Origin of the sequence: Meiothermus cerbereus (assembly GCF_051297115.1) — a bacterium.
GTDB classification, from domain to species: Bacteria; Deinococcota; Deinococci; order Deinococcales; family Thermaceae; genus Meiothermus; species Meiothermus cerbereus_A.
Window position 1 is genome coordinate 1 of record NZ_JBEVAL010000103.1, and the last position, 7,654, is coordinate 7,654.

Sequence of the window (7,654 nt, forward strand, 5' to 3'; positions counted from 1 at the left end):
GATCAGCATTGGTTTCCACCCCAAAATCCTAAAGTCAAGGTAGAGGGGTGCGGAATGTGGCCTCGAGGGGGCCTTGCTGGTAGCGTGCCATCCACCAGCGGCTCACACCAGCCTGTAGCGAAACAAAGCCAACGGCCACGATGGGGAACCAGATGGGGCTGACCTGGCCGTACAGCCCCAGGCCATAGCCATAAAAAACCGTGCTCATAACCGCGGACTGGAGCAGATAGTTGGTGAGGGGCATACGGCCTGCGTAGCGCAGGTGATGCAACCAGCCCAGCCTGTCCCAGAACAAGCGCGAAAGGGCCAGGTAAACCAGGGCAAAGCAAAGCCCGCCCAGCCCCCGCAGCGGCTGCAAATCGGGGTGCAGGGCGTTGTAAAGGTTGACCGGAACCCCCACCAGAAGCCCAGCCGCTACCACGCGCCACAGCAGGGCCGGGCCGATGTGCTGCCAGCGCGGGGCCAGGTACATGCCCAGCAAAAACAAGCCCACCAGCTCGGCGCCAAACAGCAAAGCAGACAGGGGGGTGTTGTAAAGCCAGGCCTCGAGCCGGGTTCTACTCACCTCCCAGAAGCTGCCTTGCAGGAAAACCTCGCTGTGGGGGAATACGCCCACCTGATCGCGCAAAGTGTTTGTAATGATCCACCATAAAGCATACCCCAGCAACAAAAACTTGCCGATGTCCACAGGCCGAACCTCTCGACTCAGGTAGCGCAGCGCCAAGAAGCCCACCAGGGCATAGGTACCCAGGATGTCGCCCTCGAACAAAAAGATGCCGTGCAGGGCGCCCAGCCCCAGCATCCACCCCAGGCGTCGCTTGAGCAGTACGTTAGCTTCCAGACCGGCGGCCACAAAGCGCTGGTACTGCAGGGCCAGCCCCAGCCCAAACAGAATAGAGAAGATGGTGTAGAACTTGCCGCTAAAGAAAAAAGCCACGATTTGCCGACCCAGGGTGTAGCTCCAGTTTTCCCCGTGCAGGGTCGCATACAGCTCCACGCCCGCAAAATGCTCGAGGTTGACCACCAGGATGCCCACCAGGGCCAGCCCCCGCGCCGCATCCAAAAAAGGCTCACGCGACTGGGGCGGCAGGGGTTGCACAGCCTGATTGTACGGAAATTGCTTTAGAATCACCCATATGCAAATCCCTCCCTTTTTGCGCGGCGATGTAGAGGGTGTTCACTGGCTGGTCTCGGTGTGGCTACGGAACCTGGATGAAGTAGAGGAGACGGTGCAGAAGTGGGCCGGGAATCTTACGCCAGAAGGGTTTTGGTGGGTGCCTGCGCCCGAAACCAACCCCATTGGGGGGTTGGTGCGGCATATTGGGGGTGCTTCCTACCGCTTGCTGTTGCGTGGCACCGCTCAGGAAATACCCGAAGCCCTGCGCATCCGCCCTGCCGAGGAGATGGCCCCAAGCGGACGGGCGCCGGTGGAGGTGCTGGCCGAGTTTGTGCAGAACCTCGAGCGGGTTCGGGCGGGCCTGCGGGCACTGGAAGCCGAAGACCTGATGCGTACGGTACAGCTTGGCCCCCACCAGGTAAAAGCGGTTTATGTGCTCGACCACATTGCCGCCCATGCCCAGCACCACGCGGGCCAGGTCATTACCACCCGCAAGCTGTGGGATGCCCAAAACCGCTAGAAATAGCCTGAGCATCGTCGCCGCCAGATCGGTTAGGCCCCTGCGGGGGCAAAGCGTAGCCGCTGCCCAGTCCTTATATTGACAGATTTATATATATCAATGTAAATTGCGGCCATGCCCACCCTGGCCCCCCCACAAGAAGTAAGCCTGGAGGAGAGCTCCCTCGAGGTAGCCGCCGCGCTTTTCAAAGCCCTCGCGGATCCGGCCCGGCTCAAGATCCTGGCCCACCTGGCCCGCAACCCGAATGGCGCTTGCTGCGGCCCTGAGCCGGGGGTGTGTGCCTGCGACCTCGAGGCCGTGACCGGGCTTTCGCAGCCCACCGTATCGCACCACATGAAGTGCCTGGTCTCGGCCCGGCTGGTCAGAGGGGAAAAACGCGGCAAGTGGATGTACTACCAGATTGACCCTAGGGGTTTTGCCCTGATCAAGGCCTTTTTGCCCAGCATTGGCGGGTAATCGTTCCAAAGAGGAGGAAGGTATGACCACACAGGAACTGCTCGAGACCCTGGCTTCGCACCAAGACAAGTCGCTGGTCTTCGAAGCCAGCGGACAGCGGATCGCCCCCGGCTACCATGTCACCGAGGTGATGAACGTCACCTACGAAAGCATGGATTGTGGCGGCCAGGCCAACTTCTGGCGCGAGACGGTGGTACAGCTCATGGGGCCGGGCCCCGGCGACAAACCCGAGTTCATGACGGTGCAAAAGTTCCTCAGCATCTACAACCGGGTGGCGGCCTCGGTGCCGGTGCGGGGCGAGGCCCAGATCCGCTTCGAGTATGGGGATGCCCTGCGGCCGGCCGTTCACTACCATGTGGCTCAGATGTCCCTCGAGGGCCAGCATCTGCTGGTGCGTCTGGTTCCGCCCGGTGTAACCTGCAAGGCCCGCGACCGGGCCACCGGCTGCTGTGGGCCAGTTGGGCTCGAGGTTACCGCCCCTGCGGCCACACGCTGCTGCTAATGTGGTCTGGGGAGAATAAAACAACTTCAATCCGAAAAGAGGAATCATGATTACCTACTGCACCGCCACCTCGGCTGACCTACCCGAGATTATGGCCTTACTGAACGCCGCTCATCTGCCTCAGGTGGGCGTGGAAGAACACATTCTGAACTTCATGCTGGCCCTCGAGGGCGACAAGGTGGTGGGCTGTGCGGGCCTTGAAGTACATCAGAACAGCGGCCTGCTGCGTTCGGTGGTGGTGGCGCAGAACTACCGTTCTCACGGCATTGGGGCCAGCCTGACCAAAGGGGTGATAGACCTGGCCCGGTACAAAAACCTGACCTCGCTCTCCCTCCTCACCGAGACCGCCGCCGAGTTTTTCCGCCGCTTCGGCTTCACACAGGTGCAGCGCTCCGAGCTACCTGCTGCCTTGCAAAGCTCCCAGGAGCTTCAGGGCGCTTGCCCCGAAACCGCCATCGCCATGACCCTCCTGCTGCAAGAAACCCCTGAAGCATAAAGCCAGCCAAACCCAGGGGGTCAGCCCGCCGCGGGTACTGGATGCAGAACCCCTCCTTGTTCCACACGACCGGCCCAAACGCGTTGAACCCTCACCCCCAGAGAGGGTAACAGCCCACCCATGGCCCATTCCTCAGGTTCCTCTGCCTATCACGGCTGGCGCATTGCCTGGGCGCTGGCCGTTACCCAGACCATTGGGTTTGGGGTGCTCTACTACGCTTTTGGCGTGTTCGTGAAGCCCATGGAGGCCGAGTTTGGCTGGAGCCGGGCCGAGACTTCGGCGGCCTTCTCGCTGGCCCTGCTGGTCTCGGGGCTGGCTGCCTTGCCGGTGGGGCGCTGGTTCGACCGGCACGGGGCCAGGGCCCTCATGACGGCGGGCTCCATCTGGGGGGCTTTGTTGGTCTGGGGCTGGGCCCAGGTGCAGAGCCTGACGGTGTTTTACCTGCTCTGGGCGGGCCTGGGCCTGGCGATGGCAATGGTGCTGTACGAGGTGGCCTTCGCGGTGCTGGCGGTCTGGTTCCGCCGCTACCGGCCCCGGGCCATGCTGGTCGTAACCCTGATGGCCGGGCTGGCCAGCACCATTTTCGTGCCGCTCAGTACCTTTTTGGTGCAGGCCGTGGGCTGGCGCGAAGCGCTGGAGATTCTGGCGCTCATCTTGGCCCTGGGCACCATTCCCTTGCACGCACTGGTTTTGCGGCGGCGCCCAGAGGACATAGGTCAGTTACCGGATGGCGGGTTTTTTGTAGAAGGGTCGGGACAACCCGTGCGGGAAGCCAGCGTCGGCGCCAGGGAGGCCCTGCGCCAGCCCACGTTTTGGTGGCTCACGCTGGGTTTTGCCCTGTCCAGGGCTACCAGCATTGCCCTCACCGCCCACATGGTGCCCCTGCTCTCAGAGAAAGGCTTTGCCCCGGCCCTGGTAGCCCTGGCGGTGGGTGGGGTGGGGGTGGTGCAACTGGCAGGGCGCCTGGTCTACACCCCTTTTAGTGAGCGGGTCTCGCTTTTCCACCTTAGCGCAGCGTTTATGGCTTGCTACGCGCTGGGTTTGCTGGGCTTGCAGCTTTTGCCGGGGGTGCTGGGGCTTTGGGCTTTTGTGCTGTTTTTTGGTCTGGCCAACGGTTCTATCTCCCTGGCCAAGCCAGCCCTCATTGCCGAGACCTACGGCCCCCAACACTACGGCACCATCAGTGGCAGCATGACCTCCCTCGTGGCGGTGGCCCAGACGCTTGCTCCGTTTGCCGCCGGTGCGCTGCATGGGGTTTCTGGCGACTACACCCTGGCACTCTGGCTTTTTGCCACGCTGGCTTTCTTGTCGGCGATGGCCATATGGCAAGCCCGCCCCAAAGCAGCTATGCCGCAATGGTGAAAACCTCTCTGACACTGCCATGAAAATTGCCCGATAATCTTCCTTGATGCGTATTTTAGTCCTTTGCACCCACAACTCGGCCCGCAGCCAGATGGCGGAGGGCTGGTTGCGGCACTGGGCTGGGCGGCTCGAGCTACCCGCCGAAATCTGGTCGGCAGGTACCGAGAAAACCTTTGTGAAGCCCGATGCCATCAGGGTGATGCAGGAAGTGGGGATTGACCTGAGCGCCCACACCTCCAAAACCCTCTACGACCTGCCCGACCCCTGGAACTTCGACCTGGTGCTCACCGTGTGTGACGCGGCGGCCGAGAACTGCCCGGTCTACCCAGCCCGAACCCAAAGGCTGCACGTGTCCTTTCCCGACCCCACAGGCAAGGGCCTGGGGGCCTGGCGAGCGGTGCGGGATGCCCTGGGTCGCATGTCCGAACACCTGCTTCGGCGCCTCAAGCAAGGCCAGACCCCCAGCGGGGCCGAGCTGCAGGAGGCCACAGGGCTGCAGCAGCTCACCTGATGGAGGCGACATGAAAGGGCGAAAAATCTCGGTTCTGTTTTTGTGCAGCCACAACTCGGCCCGCAGCCAGATGGCCGAGGCCCTGCTGCGGCACTATGCGGGCGAGCACCTTGAGGTCTATAGCGCCGGGCTACACCCCAGCGAGATTAACCCTTTCACCCGCCAAGTGCTCTCGGAAATGGGCCTGGATATGGAGGGCCAGTACGCCAAAAGCCTGATGGAGTACTGGGGCGGCAAGTTCAACTTCACCTACCTGATTGTGGTCTGCGACCGGGCCGAGCAGGAGTGCCCGCTGTTCCCTTTCAGCACCTACCGGCTTTACTGGCCCTTCGAAGACCCCAGCGCCGCCCAGGGGCCCGACGAGCACAAGCTCGAGCGCTTCCGCGCGGTGCGCGACCAGATCGCCGCCAGGGTTCGCGGCTGGCTGCGTGAGCTCGAGGCCAAGCACATCCTTCCCAGCACCACCTCCACCCAGTAGCCGCTTGGGAGGCACAAATCCGAACGCTGCCCGCAAACGCCCCCGAATCCCCGCCCGAGGGGGTATGATTTTGAGGCCGTTTGGGTGTTTGCTTGTCGCACTCTTCACGCACGTTGCCTCCCATCCGGGAGGCAACTGTGCTGTGCAGGACACGGAAATTTAGGTTGTGAGCAGCTCAGTAATAATGAAGAGCGCTCTAGCCCGATGCGGGCTCCTCTTTTTGCCTGGGGGGACAGGGCACATCCCCGTAGCTGCAAAACACGCAACAGTCCCCCGGCCTGGGCCGCATCCAGAGGCCGCATTGGCTGCACTGGTAAAAGTGCTGGCAGGCCTCCTCTGGCATGTTTAGCTGCTCGGCGTGGCCACAGGAGGGGCACTGAAGGGTGGACTGCAGCACAACCATCCCCCATGTTATAGCACGCTGTCCCCCCGCTATGGGTCTGGCATAATACATAGGTGCCCCTGCTTCTGATTGTGCTTCTTTGGCTTAGCCTGATGGCCCAGGCGGGCGCGGTGTTTCTTTCTGGCGCTCGCCACGAGTACCAGCGCTACAACAACTGCGGCCCGGTCACCATAGGCATGGCCCTGAGTTTCTGGGGCAGCGCCCTTAATCAGTACCAGATTGCCCCGGTGCTCAAACCCAACAAAAACGACAAGAACGTGAGCCCTGAAGAGCTGGCCGCTTTTGCCCGCAAGCAGGGGTTTGGTGTGCATCTGGGGGTAGCCGGCGACCTGAAGCTACTCAAAGACCTGCTGTCGGGCGGTTTTCCGGTAATAGTGGAAACCTGGTTTGTTACTCCTGATAACGGCGGCATGGGCCACTACCGCCTGCTGGTGGGCTACGACGACAGCCAGGGCATCTTCAAGGCCTTCGATAGCTATTACGGCCCCAAGGTGACGCTGCGCTATGCCGAGACCGACCGGCTCTGGCAGGTTTTCAACCGCACCTACCTGGTGGTCTACCCCCAAAGCCGCAAGGCGCAGGTTGCTGCGCTGCTAGGTTCACGGATCAACGAGCGCACAGGGCTTCAGATGGCCCTCGAGCAGGCCCAGCGTGAAACCCAGGCCAACCCCAGCAATGCCTTTGCCTGGTTCAACCTGGGCAGCACCCTGCTTCGGCTCGGCCAGGCCCAGGCCGCCGCCCAGGCCTACGACCAATCCCGCCGCATTGCGCCCGACCGTACCCTCGACCCGCGTCGCCCAGCCAATGCACTAAACAACTGGCCCTGGCGGATGCTGTGGTACCAGTTTGGCCCCTACGAGGCCTATTTCAAAACCGGGCGCTACCCGGAGGTCATCGCCCTGGCCAGCGACGTGCTGGGCCGGATAGACGACCACGAAGAAAGCTACTACTGGCGCGGTCTGGCCCGCCAGGCCCAGGGCAACCTGGAAGCGGCCCGGGCCGATTTTCAGGCAGCCTTGCGCTACAAGCCCAGCTACCGCGAGGCGGCTATGGCTTTGCAAGCCTTGCAGGCGCGGGGCAATCGCTAAGCTCAGAATAGGTAGATTCGAAACGAGAAGCTCTTATGTAGAAGTCACCTCAGCTTGCGGTGCACCCAACCGTAGCGATTATATGCAGAATTCATTGCTTGTGCAAAAGCCGTATTTGTACGCAAAAAACTATAATTTCCATCTGCAACACGTTCGGCATATTTCGGATCTTCAACCACATCAGAGATTATGAAGCGGCACTTTCTCGTTGCCAGATTGGATAGAAGCTCGATATAATCGTGTTCTATAGATAAGGATTTGCCGTAATTTTCAGACCACTCTTCTACCTTCGCATCATTAAGCAGTGCCTGGCAAAGTAGAGCCCACAAAAGCAACCGCGCTTTAGCAATATATGAATACTTGTTTGCACCCCTGTCAGCAATTACCTGCATTAATTTACGTAAGCGAAACTGTACTTTATAGCAGAGTAATATACGGCGAGAATCTACCTTGAGTCTGCTCTGGGAGAAAACCCGCTCATAAGTGGAATCATCTTCAAAAACATCCCGTATCTTGTTGATTTTGTCGATCTCTCCATCTGAAACCAAAAAAGTCTGCGTAAGCGGTAACATTTCAATAGCTTTTCGTTCATGGATACCTGCCCTATCCAGATCTTCGTCGGATAATGCAGAAAAGGCATTTTCTTGACGCTCATAATATATATACGCCAATTCGGAAAAGGACTTGACACCCAGTGGAAAATAAGGGACGGGGGTGAGTT

Annotated in this window: 11 protein-coding genes; 8 read left to right on the forward strand and 3 right to left on the reverse strand. The window is 60.4% G+C overall.

Annotated elements, in window-relative coordinates; all coding sequences use genetic code 11:
• Positions 1-34: 34 nt before the first annotated feature.
• Positions 35-1,099, reverse strand: a complete 1,065-nt coding sequence (locus tag ABWU19_RS13780; protein WP_435902236.1) for a DUF418 domain-containing protein — start codon at positions 1,097-1,099, stop codon at positions 35-37.
• 37 nt (positions 1,100-1,136) lie between these two features.
• Between ABWU19_RS13780 and ABWU19_RS13785 the strand changes: the two genes are divergently transcribed.
• The 7 genes from ABWU19_RS13785 (at position 1,137) to ABWU19_RS13815 (ending at position 5,442) form a co-directional block, all read left to right on the forward strand.
• Positions 1,137-1,637: a DinB family protein gene (locus ABWU19_RS13785; RefSeq protein ID WP_435902237.1), complete on the forward strand. Its 501-nt coding sequence runs from the start codon at positions 1,137-1,139 to the stop codon at positions 1,635-1,637.
• A 114-nt stretch (positions 1,638-1,751) separates the two neighbouring features.
• Positions 1,752-2,093 carry an ArsR/SmtB family transcription factor gene (locus ABWU19_RS13790; protein ID WP_435902238.1) on the forward strand — a complete coding sequence of 114 codons (342 nt, stop codon included), beginning with the start codon at positions 1,752-1,754 and terminating at the stop codon, positions 2,091-2,093.
• A gap of 22 nt (positions 2,094-2,115) precedes the next feature.
• Entirely contained in the window at positions 2,116-2,595 is a 480-nt protein-coding gene (locus ABWU19_RS13795) for a DUF6428 family protein (protein WP_435902239.1), read from the forward strand.
• A gap of 46 nt (positions 2,596-2,641) precedes the next feature.
• Complete coding sequence (arsN2, locus tag ABWU19_RS13800) at positions 2,642-3,091, forward strand: arsenic resistance N-acetyltransferase ArsN2 (protein WP_435902240.1); 450 nt, start codon at positions 2,642-2,644, stop codon at positions 3,089-3,091.
• Between the two features lie 120 nt (positions 3,092-3,211).
• Entirely contained in the window at positions 3,212-4,453 is a 1,242-nt protein-coding gene (locus ABWU19_RS13805; protein WP_435902241.1) for an MFS transporter, read from the forward strand.
• Positions 4,454-4,499: 46 nt separating this feature from the next.
• A complete protein-coding gene (locus tag ABWU19_RS13810; RefSeq protein WP_435902242.1) occupies positions 4,500-4,964 on the forward strand; it encodes an arsenate reductase ArsC in 465 nt (154 codons plus the stop codon).
• Positions 4,965-4,974: 10 nt separating this feature from the next.
• A complete protein-coding gene (locus tag ABWU19_RS13815) occupies positions 4,975-5,442 on the forward strand; it encodes an arsenate reductase ArsC (protein ID WP_435902243.1) in 468 nt (155 codons plus the stop codon).
• A gap of 196 nt (positions 5,443-5,638) precedes the next feature.
• On the opposite strand, the gene ABWU19_RS13820 is transcribed toward ABWU19_RS13815, so the two are convergent.
• On the reverse strand, positions 5,639-5,896 hold the full coding sequence (locus ABWU19_RS13820; RefSeq protein ID WP_435902244.1) for a GDCCVxC domain-containing (seleno)protein: 258 nt from the start codon (positions 5,894-5,896) through the stop codon (positions 5,639-5,641).
• A gap of 2 nt (positions 5,897-5,898) precedes the next feature.
• Here ABWU19_RS13820 and ABWU19_RS13825 point away from each other — a divergent pair, with 2 nt between their 5' ends.
• Positions 5,899-6,933, forward strand: a complete 1,035-nt coding sequence (locus tag ABWU19_RS13825) for a tetratricopeptide repeat protein (RefSeq protein ID WP_435902245.1) — start codon at positions 5,899-5,901, stop codon at positions 6,931-6,933.
• 44 nt (positions 6,934-6,977) lie between these two features.
• Here ABWU19_RS13825 and ABWU19_RS13830 read toward each other — a convergent pair.
• On the reverse strand, positions 6,978-7,654 hold a 677-nt coding region (locus tag ABWU19_RS13830), incomplete at its 5' end, for a hypothetical protein (protein WP_435902246.1).

What these genes read in the sequence shown, in the direction of transcription:
- ABWU19_RS13815 (WP_435902243.1), top strand. Translation starts at nt 4,975, where the DNA reads ATGAAAGGGCGAAAAATCTCGGTTCTGTTTTTGTGCAGCCACAACTCG.
- ABWU19_RS13795 (WP_435902239.1), top strand. Translation starts at nt 2,116, where the DNA reads ATGACCACACAGGAACTGCTCGAGACCCTGGCTTCGCACCAAGACAAG.
- ABWU19_RS13820 (WP_435902244.1), bottom strand. Translation starts at nt 5,896, where the DNA reads ATGTATTATGCCAGACCCATAGCGGGGGGACAGCGTGCTATAACATGG.
- arsN2 (WP_435902240.1), top strand. Translation starts at nt 2,642, where the DNA reads ATGATTACCTACTGCACCGCCACCTCGGCTGACCTACCCGAGATTATG.
- ABWU19_RS13805 (WP_435902241.1), top strand. Translation starts at nt 3,212, where the DNA reads ATGGCCCATTCCTCAGGTTCCTCTGCCTATCACGGCTGGCGCATTGCC.
- ABWU19_RS13785 (WP_435902237.1), top strand. Translation starts at nt 1,137, where the DNA reads ATGCAAATCCCTCCCTTTTTGCGCGGCGATGTAGAGGGTGTTCACTGG.
- ABWU19_RS13790 (WP_435902238.1), top strand. Translation starts at nt 1,752, where the DNA reads ATGCCCACCCTGGCCCCCCCACAAGAAGTAAGCCTGGAGGAGAGCTCC.
- ABWU19_RS13810 (WP_435902242.1), top strand. Translation starts at nt 4,500, where the DNA reads ATGCGTATTTTAGTCCTTTGCACCCACAACTCGGCCCGCAGCCAGATG.